The 15,146-nt window shown below is 57.2% G+C and carries 14 protein-coding genes; 8 read left to right on the top strand and 6 right to left on the bottom strand.

Translation table 11 applies throughout. The annotated features are described in order from the left end of the window. Window positions 1-32: 32 nt before the first annotated feature. The 6 genes from ACUN8C_RS02500 (at window position 33) to fabB (ending at window position 6,041) form a co-directional block, all read left to right on the top strand. Window positions 33-1,073, top strand: coding sequence for an NAD(P)/FAD-dependent oxidoreductase (locus tag ACUN8C_RS02500; protein ID WP_445620748.1), 1,041 nt, complete (start codon window positions 33-35; stop codon window positions 1,071-1,073). Window positions 1,074-1,136: 63 nt separating this feature from the next. Continuing rightward, the gene (locus ACUN8C_RS02495) at window positions 1,137-1,520 is read left to right on the top strand and encodes a sirohydrochlorin chelatase (RefSeq protein WP_445620747.1); all 384 of its coding nucleotides are present in this window, start codon (window positions 1,137-1,139) and stop codon (window positions 1,518-1,520) included. 188 nt (window positions 1,521-1,708) lie between these two features. Then, entirely contained in the window at window positions 1,709-2,659 is a 951-nt protein-coding gene (locus ACUN8C_RS02490; RefSeq protein WP_445620746.1) for a MerR family transcriptional regulator, read from the top strand. A gap of 80 nt (window positions 2,660-2,739) precedes the next feature. Next, a complete protein-coding gene (gene phrB / locus ACUN8C_RS02485; RefSeq protein WP_445620745.1) occupies window positions 2,740-4,155 on the top strand; it encodes a deoxyribodipyrimidine photo-lyase in 1,416 nt (471 codons plus the stop codon). A 130-nt stretch (window positions 4,156-4,285) separates the two neighbouring features. Continuing rightward, window positions 4,286-4,801 (top strand): 3-hydroxyacyl-[acyl-carrier-protein] dehydratase FabA, encoded by a 516-nt coding sequence (gene fabA, locus ACUN8C_RS02480; protein WP_108843371.1) that lies wholly within the window; start codon window positions 4,286-4,288, stop codon window positions 4,799-4,801. Between the two features lie 13 nt (window positions 4,802-4,814). Further along, window positions 4,815-6,041 carry a beta-ketoacyl-ACP synthase I gene (gene fabB, locus ACUN8C_RS02475; protein WP_445620744.1) on the top strand — a complete coding sequence of 409 codons (1,227 nt, stop codon included), beginning with the start codon at window positions 4,815-4,817 and terminating at the stop codon, window positions 6,039-6,041. A gap of 86 nt (window positions 6,042-6,127) precedes the next feature. Here the strand turns inward: fabB and ACUN8C_RS02470 are convergent, their stop codons facing one another. Next, a complete protein-coding gene (locus tag ACUN8C_RS02470) occupies window positions 6,128-6,880 on the bottom strand; it encodes a lysophospholipid acyltransferase family protein (RefSeq protein WP_445620743.1) in 753 nt (250 codons plus the stop codon). Continuing rightward, entirely contained in the window at window positions 6,877-7,752 is an 876-nt protein-coding gene (locus ACUN8C_RS02465) for a sugar nucleotide-binding protein (protein ID WP_445620742.1), read from the bottom strand. Before ACUN8C_RS02465 ends, ACUN8C_RS02470 begins: the two co-directional genes overlap by 4 nt. 199 nt (window positions 7,753-7,951) lie before the next feature. Here ACUN8C_RS02465 and ACUN8C_RS02460 point away from each other — a divergent pair, with 199 nt between their 5' ends. Then, window positions 7,952-8,956 (top strand): DNA topoisomerase IB, encoded by a 1,005-nt coding sequence (locus ACUN8C_RS02460; RefSeq protein ID WP_445620741.1) that lies wholly within the window; start codon window positions 7,952-7,954, stop codon window positions 8,954-8,956. Window positions 8,957-9,012: 56 nt separating this feature from the next. Here ACUN8C_RS02460 and ssb read toward each other — a convergent pair whose 3' ends face one another. Next, window positions 9,013-9,636 (bottom strand): single-stranded DNA-binding protein, encoded by a 624-nt coding sequence (gene ssb / locus ACUN8C_RS02455; RefSeq protein ID WP_445620740.1) that lies wholly within the window; start codon window positions 9,634-9,636, stop codon window positions 9,013-9,015. Window positions 9,637-9,947: 311 nt separating this feature from the next. Between ssb and uvrA the strand changes: the two genes are divergently transcribed. Next, window positions 9,948-12,779: an excinuclease ABC subunit UvrA gene (gene uvrA / locus ACUN8C_RS02450; RefSeq protein WP_445620739.1), complete on the top strand. Its 2,832-nt coding sequence runs from the start codon at window positions 9,948-9,950 to the stop codon at window positions 12,777-12,779. A gap of 53 nt (window positions 12,780-12,832) precedes the next feature. Here the strand turns inward: uvrA and ACUN8C_RS02445 are convergent, their stop codons facing one another. From ACUN8C_RS02445 to ACUN8C_RS02435, 3 genes are all read right to left on the bottom strand, one after another. Then, window positions 12,833-13,537 (bottom strand): EAL domain-containing protein, encoded by a 705-nt coding sequence (locus tag ACUN8C_RS02445; RefSeq protein ID WP_445621816.1) that lies wholly within the window; start codon window positions 13,535-13,537, stop codon window positions 12,833-12,835. A 179-nt stretch (window positions 13,538-13,716) separates the two neighbouring features. After that, the gene (gene rplQ, locus ACUN8C_RS02440; protein ID WP_108842869.1) at window positions 13,717-14,103 is read right to left on the bottom strand and encodes a 50S ribosomal protein L17; all 387 of its coding nucleotides are present in this window, start codon (window positions 14,101-14,103) and stop codon (window positions 13,717-13,719) included. Window positions 14,104-14,143: 40 nt separating this feature from the next. Then, window positions 14,144-15,142 carry a DNA-directed RNA polymerase subunit alpha gene (locus tag ACUN8C_RS02435; protein WP_108842868.1) on the bottom strand — a complete coding sequence of 333 codons (999 nt, stop codon included), beginning with the start codon at window positions 15,140-15,142 and terminating at the stop codon, window positions 14,144-14,146. Window positions 15,143-15,146: the final 4 nt, after the last annotated feature.

Genomic DNA, 15,146 nt, shown 5'->3' with positions numbered 1-15,146 from the left:
GATTTATCCGGACAGCGCCCAGAACCCCGCAGATGTCGGGGCCTTTCCCCTTCAGACAGTTTGAGGCTTTCGTGGACTTCTTGCACAATATAGCCGTCGTCGGCGCCGGCATGGCCGGGCTGGCTGCTGCACGCGCACTGCAGCAGGCGGGAAGGAATGTACAAATTTTTGACAAGGGCCGCCGGCCCGGCGGGCGAATGTCATCGCGGCGCAACGCGCACGGCCTGTTCGATCTGGGCGCCCAGTATTTCACGGTTCGTGACCCTGATTTTGCCAAGGTCATCGCACACTGCGAGAAGCTGGGAGTTGTGGCGCAGTGGCCAAACATCATGGCCCGTCATGTCGACGGCCAATGGCAATCACAGCGCCCCGAGCATCCCAGATATTCAGGGGTGCCCTCCATGGCAGCCCTGATCGATGCGCTGGCCGAATCGCTGGACATCCACCAGCAGGTCCGTATCACCTCGATGACGCGCACAGATTCGATCTGGACACTGGAGGATCAGAATGGCCGGCTCTGGCCAGGATTTGATCATGTCATCCTGGCCATCCCGGCACCTCAGGCGACGCTGCTTCTGGACGAGGTCGCGACATCACTGCTGCCCCTGCCCGACATGTCCTCCTGCTGGAGTACCTGGGTGCGGTTCGAGGACACTCTGGCCATGCCGGAAGGCATCGATGCCTGGCAGGGCGTTTTTCTGGAGACATCACCGGTGCTGCGCTGGGCCGCACGCAATCAGACGCGCCCCGGGCAGCATGAAGGTGAACGCATCACGCTTCTGGCCAGTGATGACTGGTCTGACAGACACCTTGAAGCCGACCCCGCCCGGGTGGCGGATGACATGATCGAGGCCTTTCGGAACGCTTATCCCGCGCCGCTTCCGGCCATCAGGGCCCGAGGCGCCCATCGATGGCGATATGCCCAGCCTCGCCAGCCGACAGAAGACACTGCTGGCTACCTTGTCGGCATGGCAAAGGGGTTATCACTTTGCGGAGACTGGTGTATCGATGGCCGCGTCGAGGCGGCCTGGCAATCGGGCAACCGACTGGCACAGGCGCTTTGCCATCCATAAAGGTGCCCGCCACCCGCGTGGCCGGCCCCTTCAATATTTTGCTGATTCAGGAATGAGACTGACATGACAACTGCACTGATCGTACTGGCCCATGGCTCCACGGACAGCCGCTGGCAGGCACCTTTTGAAACGCTGGAACAGCGCCTCAAAACACGCATGACGACGCCGGTTCGACTGGCCTATATGGAACTCTGCGACCCGCTGATCGAAAATGTGGTAGCAGAACTGCATGCCGAGGGGTTTAACACCATCGATATCCTGCCGCTGTTTTTTGCCGCCGGACGCCACCTGCGCGAAGACGTGCCGGGACAGCTGGACGCCCTGCGCCAGGAACACCCTGAGCTTTCACTGACACTTCTGGATCCGGTGGGTCAGCATCCGTCGTTTGCAGATGTCGTGGTCTCGATCGTGGCCGAAAACCAGCGTGACAGCACTTGTACAGAATAAAGTTTGGCGTACAACATCTGTGCAAATACTGCTACACTCTCGCCATACACAGGTTAAATTTATTTGTTCGACCATGATGGCCAAAGCAATCATGCATGCAGGTCGAATAGCTCATTTTCGCAACGTGGATGCCTTCAGGGTAATCCACGGTCCTGCTGGCAGGAACTGCGAAGGAGGCTCTCTTTACCATGACTGAGAAAGTGGCAAATGCTGTCGGCGGACCGCTCTATCCCATAAGAGAGGTGTCGCGCCTGACCGGCGTCAACTCGGTAACGCTGCGTGCATGGGAGCGCCGTTACGGATTGATCCAGCCAAGACGTACCCCAAAAGGGCATCGACTCTACGCTCGCGAAGACATCGAGCGGGTCGAGCGTATCCTGCAGTGGCTTAATCGGGGCGTCCCGGTCAGTCAGGTAGGCGAACTGCTTGATCAGGCTTCCAACGATACTCAAGCGTCGAACGATGGCGACCAGGTATCGCCCACCGGAGAGGCGTCATCGGATCATGACTGGGAAGGTCAACGCCTTGAAGTCATTGATGCCGTGGCCGAATTTGATACCAACCGCCTCGAGAATCTTTTTACTCGAAGCATGGGTCTTTACCCGGTCAACACCGCCATCGCGCGACTCTGGCAGCCCGTTGTAGAGCGTCTTGAAAATGACTGGGCAGATCATGCCACGCCCATGGCACAGCGATGCTTTCTGGAATCATTTTTGAGAACCCGGCTGGGCCTGCGGCTTTATCATGGCAACCATGAAAATACCGAACCCCGCATCCTGATGAGTTATCTTCCGGGGGGCTGCGGTGCGCTCTGGCAGCTTCTGTTTGCCTTCACTGTCAGCAGTGCCGGTTTCTACATCACCCTGTTTGATGGCTCTGTTCCCGTGGGCGAGCTTATCGAGGCCGCTCGACGAAAGAATGCCAGAACCATCGTTCTCTCAGGCGCCATGGAAGCCGATATCGAAGGGCTTCGTCGCGAGCTTTCAAAAGCGTCCTATCAGGGCATCCTGCCCATTCGTGTTGCAGGTTCCATTACGCGGCAGCTGCGTGAGACGGATGAGGAAAACCTGAGCGCACTGGACAGCGACCCGGCCCGAGCGATTGCCCAGCTGAGACTGGCTACTGCTCGTCATGGCTGATATCAAGAATCTCTATCGAGAAACTCCTGGATTGACTGCGACCCGCCTTACGGCGGGTTGCTTGCGAAAGGAACCGGTAAATGGGTAGCAAGCGCCAGCTGGTCTGGTTTAGAACCGACCTGAGATGTGAAGACAATACCGCCCTTCACCATGCAGCGCAGCGTGGACCCGTGATCGGTGTGGTGTGCTGGACGCCGCAGCAGTGGCGACAACATGGGCATGGTGACAACAAGCTCGCTTTCTGGCGGCGCGGGGTCGAGGTGCTCTCAAGGCATCTGGACAGCCTCAATATCCCGTTGAAAATCATCAGTGCCGAGCACTTTGACGCCCTGCCCGCGCAACTTCTTGAACTGGCACAGGCCCTCAACTGTGAGGCCGTGCACTTCAACGATGAATACGCCCTCAACGAGCGGCGTCGCGATCGACAGGTCAGCGAGCAGTTTCATAACAACGATCTGGGCGTTCATCGCTATACCGACCAGGTCGCCTTTACGCCCGGCGAGCTTTTGACCGGCGATGGGCGTTATTACAGCGTCTTTACGCCCTTTTATAAAAGCTGGCTTAAAAATATTGGTGCCAACCAGCTTCAGCAGTTTGATGCGCCCAGGGCACAAACTGCTCCAGATGATGTTTCAGGCGACACCCTTCCGGAATTGGATACCAGCAGTGCCGTCATCAGTGCCGAAGACTGGCCTGCCGGCGAGGAGGCTGCGCAGGATCGACTGGCGCGCTTTCTGCAAAAAAGAGCGCATCACTATGACAGCGGGCGCGACTTTCCAGCCATGACGGCCACCAGCGGTCTATCGGCCTGGCTGGCGCTAGGCATGATTTCCTGGCGCCAGTGCATCAACGCTGCCGCAGCCAGAAATGGCGGGCATCTGGGTGACGGAGACAGTAACCTGCAAAGCTGGATCAGCGAGATCGTCTGGCGCGAATTCTATCAGCATGTACTGGTCGGCTTTCCCCGCGTCAATTGCCACCAGCCCTTTCAGGAACATACCAGGGCTCTGGTCTGGCGTGACAGCGATGAAGACTTTCAACGCTGGTGCGACGGCAACACCGGTTACCCCTTGGTAGATGCAGCCATGCGCCAGCTGACAACGACCGGATGGATGCATAATCGTCTGCGAATGGTAACTGCCATGTTTCTCAGCAAACATCTGCTGATAGACTGGCGACGCGGCGAAGCGTTTTTTCTACAGCATCTCGTGGATGGTGAACTGGGCGCCAACAACGGTGGATGGCAGTGGGCAGCCTCTACGGGAACGGATGCATCACCCTATTTTCGCATCTTTAACCCGACCACCCAGTCCAGACGCTTTGACCCGGAAGGCATATTTATTGCAGAGTTTGTGCCCGAACTGGCAAACGTTGCCGCAAAAAAGCGTCATGCGCCTGATGCCGCCACCTGTCAGCAGACCGGTTATCCGGTTCCCATGGTGGATCATCGCGTTGCGCGTCAACGAGCGCTGGACGCCTTCAAGGCACTAAGTTAAACGTAGCTGAAGAGTGATGCCGGGGCTGCAGACCTGCCCACAGGCGCTGGCGTGCATTTCGCCACCTCTATCAGTAAACTAGGCGCGCTCCCCCGGGAGTACCTATTCCTTTGATTTCCGGAACATGTCAGTGACCACGCAACACTCCTTTAACCGTGATCAGCTGCTTGCATGCAGTCAGGGTGAGCTTTTCGGCCCTGGAAATGCACAGCTACCGGCACCGAACATGCTGATGCTGGATCGCATCACCAACATTCAGGAAGCGGGTGGCAAATACGGCAAGGGCGAGCTGATCGCTGAGCTGGATATTAGCCCTGACCTCTGGTTTTTCCAGTGTCACTTCCCGGGCGATCCTGTCATGCCCGGCTGCCTGGGCCTTGACGCCATGTGGCAGCTGGTGGGTTTCCATCTGGGCTGGCTGGGCAATCCCGGCCGTGGCCGCGCTCTCGGTTGTGGCGAGGTCAAGTTCTCCGGACAGATCCTTCCGGATGCCGAGAAGGTTACCTATCATATTCATATCAAGCGGGTGATCACGCGGCGTTTGATCCTGGGCATCGCCGATGGCGTCCTGTCCGTGGATGGCCGCGATATTTACGAAGCCAACGACCTGCGCGTTGGCCTGTTCACCTCCACTGCGAATTTCTGATGGGGAGGCTCCCATGCGACGAGTGGTAGTCACTGGCCTGGGCATTGTCTCCTGCCTGGGCAACGATCAGCATCAGGTACTTCAATCCCTGAAGGAAGGCCGTTCCGGCATTCGCTTTCGCGAAGAGTATGTCGAGCGCGGAATGCGAAGCCATGTTGCAGGTGTTGTGGACATCGACCTGGATGCTCTGGTCGATCGCAAGCAGCGCCGCTTCATGGGAGATGCGGCCGCCTACGCCTATGTCTCCATGCAGCAGGCCATCGAGGACTCAGGGCTTGCTCCTGAAGACGTGTCGAATGTGCGAACCGGCCTGATTGCAGGCTCGGGCGGCGCGTCTTCTGCCAATCAGGTTGAAGCCGCCGATATCCTGCGTGAAAAGGGGCTACGCCGGGTCGGGCCCTATCGGGTCACCCGCACCATGGGCAGCACCGTATCGGCATGTCTGGCCACTCCCTTTGGTATCAAGGGCATCAACTACTCCATCTCTTCTGCCTGCGCGACTTCGGCGCACTGTATCGGTAGCGCTGTCGAGCAGATCCAGCTGGGCAAGCAGGATGTCGTCTTTGCCGGCGGTGGTGAGGAAGAGCATTGGACCCTGTCGTGTCTGTTCGATGCCATGGGCGCGCTGTCCACCAGCTATAACGATTGCCCTGAAAAGGCTTCTCGTGCCTATGACACTGCCCGCGATGGCTTCGTCATCGCCGGTGGCGGTGCCATGCTGGTTCTCGAAGAACTCGAGCATGCCAAAGCCCGTGGTGCCAAAATTTATGCCGAGGTCGTGGGCTACGGCGCCAATTCCGATGGTCACGATATGGTCGCGCCCTCCGGTGAAGGCGGCGCTCGCTGCATGCAGCAGGCAATGTCGACCGTCAAGGGTGACATTGACTATATCAACACGCATGGCACCTCGACGCCGGTAGGCGATATGTGCGAGATCAAGGCCCTGCGTGACGTCTTTGGTGACAGGGTGCCCGCAATCTCCTCGACCAAGTCGCTGACAGGACACTCTCTGGGTGCTACCGGTGCACAGGAAGCCATCTACTCGCTTCTCATGATGCAAAACGATTTCATCTGCGCGTCAGCCAATATTGATGAAGTCGATCCGCAAGCCAGTGACCTGGATATCGTGACAAAGCGTCGTGACGGTGTACGCCTTGATCGAGTGCTGTCCAACAGCTTCGGGTTTGGCGGCACCAATGCCTGCCTGATCTTTCAGCGTATGACTGACCAGTCGATCTGATTGCTGCACTATCGGTACGAAAAAGGGCGCCCTCAGGGGCGCCCTTTTTAATGTTACGGCGGTTCAGATAACGAGGGCTTCGATATTCACAGTGCGCTGGCAGATGCTTCTTCGACCGCAGGCCTGGGTACGCTTGAAATACGTGAAAGCTGCTCCTCGATCCACTGCTCGACTTCCCGGGCCACCTCATCGGGCCTGCGATCCTTGGTGGCGATGGGCTCGCCAATCACGACATTGATCTGCCCGGGGGTCTTGATAAAGCTTTTGCTCGGCCAGTGTTCACCGGCATTGTGGGCTACCGGCAATATCGGCACGCCGGCCCGACAGGCCATGTGAATACCGCTTTTGTTGAAGCGACGACGCTCTCCCGGCGGCACCCGGGTACCTTCAGGGAACAGCAGCACGGAAAGCCCGGAAGCAAGACGGGCAGCGCCCTCACTCAATACCATCCTGAGCGCTCGCGAGGGTTTGGAACGATCCAGAGGAATGGGACTGAGCATTCTGAGCGCCCATCCAAAAACGGGAATCTTCAGCAGTTCCTGTTTGAGCACCGTACACATGGGCGACTTGATGGTCTGGAGAAAGAGGGTCTCCCACTCGCTTTGATGGTTGGACAGCAAAACGCAGGGCGCGTCCGGAATATGATCGCGCCCCTCTACCCGATAGCGCACGCCACAACAGAGGCTGAACCAGACCACAATAAAGTGGTTGTAAAGATTCAAGACTCGAAAGCGGGCGTTGAGGGGCAAAAAAAATGCCAGCGGCACCAGAGTAACCGCGCTGACAAGAATGGCCATCAGATAGCCGGTATAAAATAACAGACTGCGTAGCGCCTTCACGGCCCCTTCTCCTCGTCAAAGCGTGTCTGACACCACTGTTCGAGCATGGCATCCAGCGCCAGCCGCCAGGGCTTTTGATGCACGCCAAAGGTCTCAAGCATCTGACGACAGTTGAGTACGCGTCGCAGCGGCTGATCATGATGATGGTGCAATGGCTGAATCTCGCCGAGCGTCAGATTGATATGTCTTCTGGCCAGCTGAATTTCCAGCTGGTGGCGCACGACGCAGTGAAAGGTATAAAGACTGACCGGTTCCACACCGGCAAGATGATACGCCCCCCAGGCATTGGCACCTGAAAACTGCTGGGCCAGCATGCCAATCATGGCACGCGCCACGGCCTGCACCGGTGTTGGGCAGATAATCTCGTCTTCTGCGGCGCGCAGTGGCCTGCCATTGGCCAGAGCGTCCAGCACCTCTGCAAGCCTTGCGTTGCGCCCTTCCAGCGCCATCAGCGGCCCGGTACGCACGATAAAGTGCTCAGCCAGACCCGATCGAATGCGATTGCCCGTTTCCAGCAGACGCTGTAGCCCTTCATGACGAGGCGAAGGCAGCACGCTTTCCTCAATGGGCATGTCCGACCCGGCTTCAAAGACCTGGTCGCTGACCAGCCAGACCAGCGGCACCCCCTGGGCATGACAGGCAGTCATGACGGCGTCTACCTGATCGACATGCTCAACAATCTCGGCATGGTCGACACTGGCTGGATCCAGTAATGGCGGAAAAATGACGGCGTCCGGTGCCCGGGCCTTCAAATGTGACAAGGAGCACTGACGGGAACGTTCAATGATCAGCTTAACATCGCTTCGCGAGTCGCTTTCATCGATGAGCGCCCGACCAAGACAGTGATCGGCATCAAGCAGTAATAGTTTCATTGATTTTGCGGCCCGACAGAAAATGACGTCACTCTTGGCGGGCAGTGACGCGGCAGGCCCGACACTTTACAAAAAAAACCCATGGGTTGCACTGTCCCTGCCCTGCTCTGCAACGCCGGCCCGTCCCGGCGGACAGGTAATAATCGTCTATGATCAGTCAGAGTTCCTGTAACGTTTACCAGCCAGGAAGCCTGACTGCATGACAAAAGACGCCACCACCGTGACACGCCATCGCAGCGGCAAGGGATTTACCTACCGCGACGAAGGCGGAAAGACCCTGAAGGATCGCCAATGGCGAGAGTGGATCAAAAGCCTTGCCGTGCCTCCGGCATGGCGCGACGTGGCCATCAGCCTTGACCCCGAGGCGCGTATTCACGCCACAGGAAGAGACGATGCCGGGCGCAAGCAGTATATCTACAACAGCAAATGGCGCGAGCAACGAGAGAAAATGAAATTTGATCGCATTGTCGATTTTGCCCAGCGGCTATCAACCATGCGACGCATTACCGGTCAACACATGGCGCGCGAAGGCATGCCGCGTGAGAAGGTGCTGGCCTGCATGGTCAGACTTCTGGACACGGCGTATTTTCGTCCCGGCAACGACAGCTATAGCGAGCAGAATGACTCCTATGGGCTGACCACCATGCGTTCGCGCCATCTCACCATCAACGGTGACGAGTTGATCTTCGACTATCAGGGCAAAAGCGGGCAGCAACAGCACAAGGTAATCGAGGATGAAAAGCTGGCCCGGATTGTCGGAGAACTGGATGACATCCCGGGTTACGAAATCTTCAAGTATTTTGATGATAACGGCCGCAAGGTGCGCGTCGATAGTCACGATCTCAACGAGTACATTCATGACGTCATGGGGGAGCGCTTCAGCGCCAAGGATTTTCGTACTTGGGCCGGCACTTCCATTGCCGCTCTGGCGCTGGACGAGCTGGGCATCGGTGATGATGACGATATCAGCCAGCAATACATTCGTGAGGCAGTAGAACGCGTGGCCTCCCGGCTGGGCAACACACCCAGCATTGCACGGGCCAGCTACATCGACCCCCGGGTGATTGAGAACTATCTCGATGGCCGGCTGTTGCGACACTTTCTGGAGCAGATAGAAGAAGCACTCGATCAGGATGACCTGACCGGGCCGGAAGAGCGCGCCATTTTGAAGCTTTTGCAGACCCGATTGAAAAAAGGGCACTGATTCATTAAAAAACCCGCCGGATGGCGGGTCTGGTAAGGCGCAATATATTCCGGCGTCTAGAACGGGATTTCGTCATCGAAATCATCGAAGCTGCCAGGATTGGGCGCGCCGCCACCCTGACCTTGACCGGCCTGCTGGTTGCCCGGGGCACCCTGCTGGTTACCCTGACCGCCCTGCTGACTGCCCTGCCCATAGCTGTTCTGGCCCTGACCGTAGCCACCCTGATTCTGGCCGCCCGAGGGGCTGTTCTGGCGGGCGCCGCCGCCCTGCTGGTCATAACCACCACCCTGCTGGCCATAGCCGCCGCCGCCCTGACCGCCGAAGTCGCCGCCCTGAGCACCGCTACGGCTATCTAGCATCTGCATGTCGTTGGCCACGATTTCAGTCGAGTAACGGTCCTGCCCATCCTGACCCTGCCATTTGCGGGTCTGCAGACGCCCTTCGATATAGAGCCGAGAGCCCTTTTTGACATACTGCTGCGCAATTTCGGCCAGTTTGTTGAACATGACAACGCTGTGCCACTCGGTGCGCTCCTGACGCTGACCACTCTGACGGTCAGTCCAGTTATCAGTAGTGGCCAGACGCAGATTGCAGACAGGACTGCCGGAGGGCAGAAAACGTACTTCCGGGTCCTGACCCAGATTACCGATCAGTATGACCTTGTTTACCCCACGGGCCATGTTTCTCTCCAGTGCCGGCTGGCATGTTTAAACGAATGGACTGCCAGGGACATTGCCTTGACATGATCGTCTATAATAACTGTATGGATATTCACTGCAATGCAGGCCTTGCCACGCATATCGTTGAACGAACAAAAGCAGCGCTTCAAGCGGCTGCTTTTGACGTGCCCTGATGGGCACCCGCCCCGGTATGGTGTGCTGTTACCATTTTACCGGGCCGCGCATCACATGGAAAACGCTGTGCACTGCATTTTGCACCTCGTTTTCAACTCCTTCTATAGTGTCTTTCCGACGTCGGCGATGAGGTAGGTATGGATCGTATTTCGGTGAGTGGGGCCCGCACCCACAACCTGAAGAACATTGATGTCGAGCTGCCCCGTGACAAACTGATTGTCATTACCGGGCTCTCCGGATCAGGCAAGTCTTCTCTGGCCTTTGACACCCTGTATGCAGAAGGACAACGGCGCTACGTCGAATCGCTGTCGACCTATGCGCGCCAGTTTCTTTCCATGATGGAAAAACCCGATGTGGATCACATCGAGGGGCTGTCACCGGCCATTTCCATTGAACAGAAGTCCACATCCCACAATCCGCGCTCGACGGTCGGTACCATCACCGAAATATATGACTACCTGCGCTTACTGTATGCCCGCGCCGGTACACCGCGCTGCCCCGATCATGAACTCGATCTTGAAGCCCAGACCGTGTCGCAAATGGTCGATCAGACGCTGGCACTGGAAGAAGGCACCCGTGTCATGCTGTTGGCCCCCATTATCAAGGGCCGCAAGGGAGAACATCAGCAGGCCCTGACCGAGCTGCGCACCCAGGGGTTTGTGCGGGTACAGATTGATGGCCAGACCTACGAATTCGATGAACTGCCGACGCTGGACAAGAACAAGAAGCACGACATCAGTGTCGTGGTGGATCGTCTGAAAATTCGCCAGGATATCGATCAGCGCCTGGCAGAGTCGTTCGAGACCGCACTGGGGCTTTCCGACGGCGCCGCCGTGCTGCATTTCATGGACGGCGATCGCGAGGACATGATTTTTTCGTCGCGCTTTGCCTGCCCCATCTGTGGCTACTCGATCGCCGAACTCGAGCCACGCATGTTCTCCTTCAACAATCCGGCAGGTGCCTGCCCAGGCTGTGATGGTCTGGGCGTGCACCAGTTCTTCGATCCCGACAAGCTCATTCGTCAGGACGAGCTTTCCCTGTCGGAAGGGGTCATCAAGGGGTGGGATAGACGCAGCATCTACTATTTCAACCAGCTCGAAGCAGTGGCCGCCCACTACAAGTTTGAGCTGGAAACCCCCTGGCAGCAGCTGCCACAGCGGGTGCGCGACGTGGTACTGCACGGCAGCGGCCGTGAATCCATTTCGTTTTCCTACGTCAATGATCGCGGCAAGAAGGTCTCCCGCGAGCATGCCTTTGAAGGCGTGCTGCCCAATATGGAGCGGCGCTACCGGGAAACCGATTCGAGCATGGTCCGCGATGATCTGTCGCGACACCTGGCCGTACGCCCCTGCCCGACCTGTCACGGCAGTCGATTGAGACGCGAGGCACGTCATGTATTTGTCGATGATCATTCGCTGCCCTCGGTGGTCACCAAACCGATCGGGGAAGCACGGACATTTTTTGGCGAAATGGATCTTCCCGGTCGCAGGGGCGAAATTGCCAAACGCATTCTCTATGAAATCACCAGCCGCCTTGAATTTCTGGTCAATGTCGGTCTTGACTACCTGACGCTGGAGCGCAGTGCCGATACCCTGTCAGGCGGTGAAGCTCAGCGCATACGACTGGCCAGTCAGATCGGCGCCGGACTGGTGGGTGTCATGTACATTCTTGATGAACCCTCCATCGGCCTTCACCAACGCGATAATGATCGCTTGCTGCAGACCCTGGTCCGACTTCGCGATTTGGGCAACACCGTCATCGTGGTCGAGCACGACGAGGATGCCATTCGAGCCGCGGATCACGTGCTCGATATCGGCCCTGGCGCCGGGGTTCATGGCGGTCAGATCATTGCCCAGGGCACGCCTGACGACATTGAAGCCAGTGCGGAGTCGCTGACCGGACAATACCTGTCAGGCACTCGACGCATCGAGATCCCCTCGCCACGTACGCCCATCAACCCCGAAAAGATGCTGCACCTGACCAGGGCCAGTGGCAACAACCTCGACAACGTTGATCTTGCACTACCGCTGGGGCTTTTTGTCTGTGTGACCGGCGTTTCCGGGTCAGGGAAATCCACCCTGATCAACGCAACCCTGATGCCCGTGGCGGCGCGCGAACTCAACAAGGCCACAACACTCACGCCCGCGCCCTTCAAGGAGATCAAGGGCCTTGATCAGCTCGACAAGGTCATCGATATCGATCAGAGCCCCATCGGACGCACACCTCGCTCCAACCCGGCCACTTACACCGGTATATTCACGCCGATTCGTGAGCTCTTTGCCGGTACACCAGAGGCGCGATCGCGAGGCTACAAACCGGGACGGTTCTCCTTTAACGTCAAGGGCGGGCGCTGTGAGGCGTGTCAGGGCGAGGGCATGATCAAGGTAGAGATGCACTTCCTGCCTGATATCTATGTGCCCTGTGACGTCTGTGGCGGCCGGCGCTACAACCGGGAAACACTGGACGTGCTCTACAAGGGGCACAGCATTCACGATGTACTGGAGATGACGATCGAGGAAGCCGTCGAGTTTTTCTCGCCGGTGCCTGCCATCGCCCGCCGCTTGCAGACCCTGATGGACGTCGGCCTTTCCTATATCAAGCTCGGGCAAAGCGCTATCACGCTTTCCGGCGGCGAGGCACAGCGGGTCAAACTGGCCCGCGAGCTGGCCAAGCGGGATACCGGCAAGACACTCTATATTCTTGACGAGCCCACCACAGGGCTTCATTTCGAGGATATTCGACAGCTGCTTGGCGTGCTGCACCGCCTGCGCGATCAGGGTAACTCCGTGGTGGTCATCGAGCACAATCTGGATGTCATCAAGACCGCCGACTGGATCATCGATCTGGGTCCGGAAGGAGGTTCCGGCGGTGGACGTATTATCGCCGAGGGTACACCCGAAGAGGTCGGCGAGCAGGATATTTCGCACACCGGACGCTTTTTGAAGCCACTGCTGGGGCGCGGCTACTAATCCTTGGCCAGTCCAGAAAAGGGCCGGAAGCCATGAAGGCTTCCGGCCCTTTTTTATAGGGCAGTCACTGCCGCCATGCAGGACTGATCAATCTCTGGCAATGCTTCGAAGGCAGGCCTGGCATAGTAATAGCCCTGATGGCGCATGATGCCCTGCCGATACAGCCAGCTCGCCTCTTCAAGCGTTTCGACCCCTTCAGCAACAAGCCCTATTTCAAGCGATTCAGCCATTGAAGCGATGTGACGAACCAGATGCTGGCGACGTACATCCTGCCCGATACCACTGATCAAAACCCGATCCAGCTTCAGATGATGCGGTGTCAGTACCGTGAGCAGATCGAGATTGGCATGCCCCGTGCCGAAGTCGTCCAGCGCCACGGTAAATCCCATCTCATGGTATTCCTCAACGATATGGCGCAGATGATCTCGATCAGCCACGTGCTCGTTTTCAGTAATTTCAAAGATCAGATTATTCAGTGACCAGCCTACGCGCTCGGCGACTTTCAACGTGGCACGAATGCAGGCCCGCGGCTCATAGACGGCATTGGGCAAAAAATTGATGGAGAGCTTTGAGGTCATGCCGAGCTGACCGGCCATCTCGATGGCACGCACCCGACAGGCCTGATCGAAGGCATAAAGCTCTTTTGCCGTTACCTGTGACAGAACAGACCAGGCAGACTCGCCATTGATACCGCGCACCAGCGCTTCATGAGCAAAAACGCTACCGGTGGATAGATCGACGATGGGCTGAAAGGCCATGGTGAAAGAGAAAGGCAAATCGCGTTGACAGTTTTCGCACTCTCCGTTGACGAAATGACATCCCACGGCAGGTACTCAAGCGGCTGATTGGATCCTTAGTATGAATCAGGCAGGCAAGGTTCAGAGACAAAAAAAGCCGACCCTGAGGTCGGCTTTTCTGACGATAGCAGAAAGTGCGGTTATTCTTCGCCGCTGGCTTCTGCTGCTACCGGGCGATCAACCAGCTCAACATACGCCATGGGCGCATTGTCGCCGGCTCTGAAGCCGCACTTGAGTACGCGAACATAACCACCCGGACGGGTGTTGTAACGCGGACCCAGTTCGTTAAAGAGCTTGCCAACCGTTTCCTTGGAGCGGGTACGGCTGAACGCCAGACGGCGATTGGCCACACTGTCATTTTTAGACAGGGTGATCAGCGGCTCAATATAACGACGCAGCTCCTTGGCCTTGGGCAGCGTGGTTTTGATCATTTCATGCTCAACCAGCGAAATGCACATGTTCTGGAACATGGCATTACGGTGCGAGCTGTTACGGCTTAGATGACGACCGGTTTTACGATGACGCATGGATAAGATTCCTTACCAATCTGGGGCGCGAGTCACCCGTTCAGGCAGAGGCCTTGTCGTCTTTCAGACTCGCCGGCGGCCAATTATCCAGCCGCATGCCAAGTGAAAGATTACGAGCCTCGAGAACGTCCTTGATTTCATTCAACGACTTCTTGCCGAGATTGGGTGTTTTAAGAAGCTCTACTTCGGTGCGCTGAATCAGGTCACCGATATAGTAGATATTCTCGGCCTTGAGGCAGTTGGCACTTCGGACAGTCAATTCGAGATCGTCAACAGGACGCAGCAGAATCGGATCAATCTGATCTTCCTCTTCTTCTACTTCCTGCTCTTTTTCGGCTTCAAGATCAACGAAGGCAGCCAGCTGCTCCTGCAAGATGGTTGCAGAGCGGCGAATGGCTTCTTCGGGATCCAGTGTGCCGTCGGTCTCCAGATCAATGACCAGCTTGTCGAGGTCGGTACGCTGTTCAACGCGTGCCGCTTCGACTGCGTAGGAAACGCGGCGAACCGGAGTATACGTGGCATCGAGCTGAAGCCGGCCGATAGCGCGTGACTCATCATCACGCTCGGCACGGACGTCTGCAGGCTCGTAGCCACGGCCACGCATAACGCGCAGCTGCATCTTCAGTTCACAGCCATCATTGATATGAGCAATGACGTGATCCGGGTTGACAATCTCAATGTCATGATCGACGGCGATATCGCCGGCAGTCATGATGCCCGGGCCCTGCTTGTTCAGCGTTAATACAACGTCATCGCGGCCATGCATCTTGATGGACACGCCCTTCAGATTCAGGAGGATCTCAATGACATCTTCCTGAACACCTTCGATTGCGCTGTACTCATGCAGAACGCCTTCGATTTCTGCTTCTGTAATCGCACACCCAGGCATGGATGACAGCAGAATACGACGCAGGGCGTTCCCGAGAGTATGACCAAAGCCGCGCTCGAAAGGCTCGAGCACGATCTTTGCATGATTCGCGCTGACTTCTTCGACCTTGATGTCGCGGGGTCTTAGAAACTCTGTCACTGAACGCTGCATATGA

The organism is Kushneria sp. Sum13 (genome assembly GCF_052692355.1).
The sequence above is the reverse complement of the archived record's forward strand: the minus strand, read 5'-3'. Positions and strand labels throughout refer to the sequence as shown.

What these genes read in the sequence shown, in the direction of transcription:
- ACUN8C_RS02500 (WP_445620748.1), top strand. Translation starts at nt 33, where the DNA reads ATGTCGGGGCCTTTCCCCTTCAGACAGTTTGAGGCTTTCGTGGACTTC.
- ACUN8C_RS02495 (WP_445620747.1), top strand. Translation starts at nt 1,137, where the DNA reads ATGACAACTGCACTGATCGTACTGGCCCATGGCTCCACGGACAGCCGC.
- ACUN8C_RS02490 (WP_445620746.1), top strand. Translation starts at nt 1,709, where the DNA reads ATGACTGAGAAAGTGGCAAATGCTGTCGGCGGACCGCTCTATCCCATA.
- phrB (WP_445620745.1), top strand. Translation starts at nt 2,740, where the DNA reads ATGGGTAGCAAGCGCCAGCTGGTCTGGTTTAGAACCGACCTGAGATGT.
- fabB (WP_445620744.1), top strand. Translation starts at nt 4,815, where the DNA reads ATGCGACGAGTGGTAGTCACTGGCCTGGGCATTGTCTCCTGCCTGGGC.
- ACUN8C_RS02465 (WP_445620742.1), bottom strand. Translation starts at nt 7,752, where the DNA reads ATGAAACTATTACTGCTTGATGCCGATCACTGTCTTGGTCGGGCGCTC.
- ACUN8C_RS02460 (WP_445620741.1), top strand. Translation starts at nt 7,952, where the DNA reads ATGACAAAAGACGCCACCACCGTGACACGCCATCGCAGCGGCAAGGGA.
- ssb (WP_445620740.1), bottom strand. Translation starts at nt 9,636, where the DNA reads ATGGCCCGTGGGGTAAACAAGGTCATACTGATCGGTAATCTGGGTCAG.
- uvrA (WP_445620739.1), top strand. Translation starts at nt 9,948, where the DNA reads ATGGATCGTATTTCGGTGAGTGGGGCCCGCACCCACAACCTGAAGAAC.
- ACUN8C_RS02445 (WP_445621816.1), bottom strand. Translation starts at nt 13,537, where the DNA reads ATGGCCTTTCAGCCCATCGTCGATCTATCCACCGGTAGCGTTTTTGCT.
- rplQ (WP_108842869.1), bottom strand. Translation starts at nt 14,103, where the DNA reads ATGCGTCATCGTAAAACCGGTCGTCATCTAAGCCGTAACAGCTCGCAC.
- ACUN8C_RS02435 (WP_108842868.1), bottom strand. Translation starts at nt 15,142, where the DNA reads ATGCAGCGTTCAGTGACAGAGTTTCTAAGACCCCGCGACATCAAGGTC.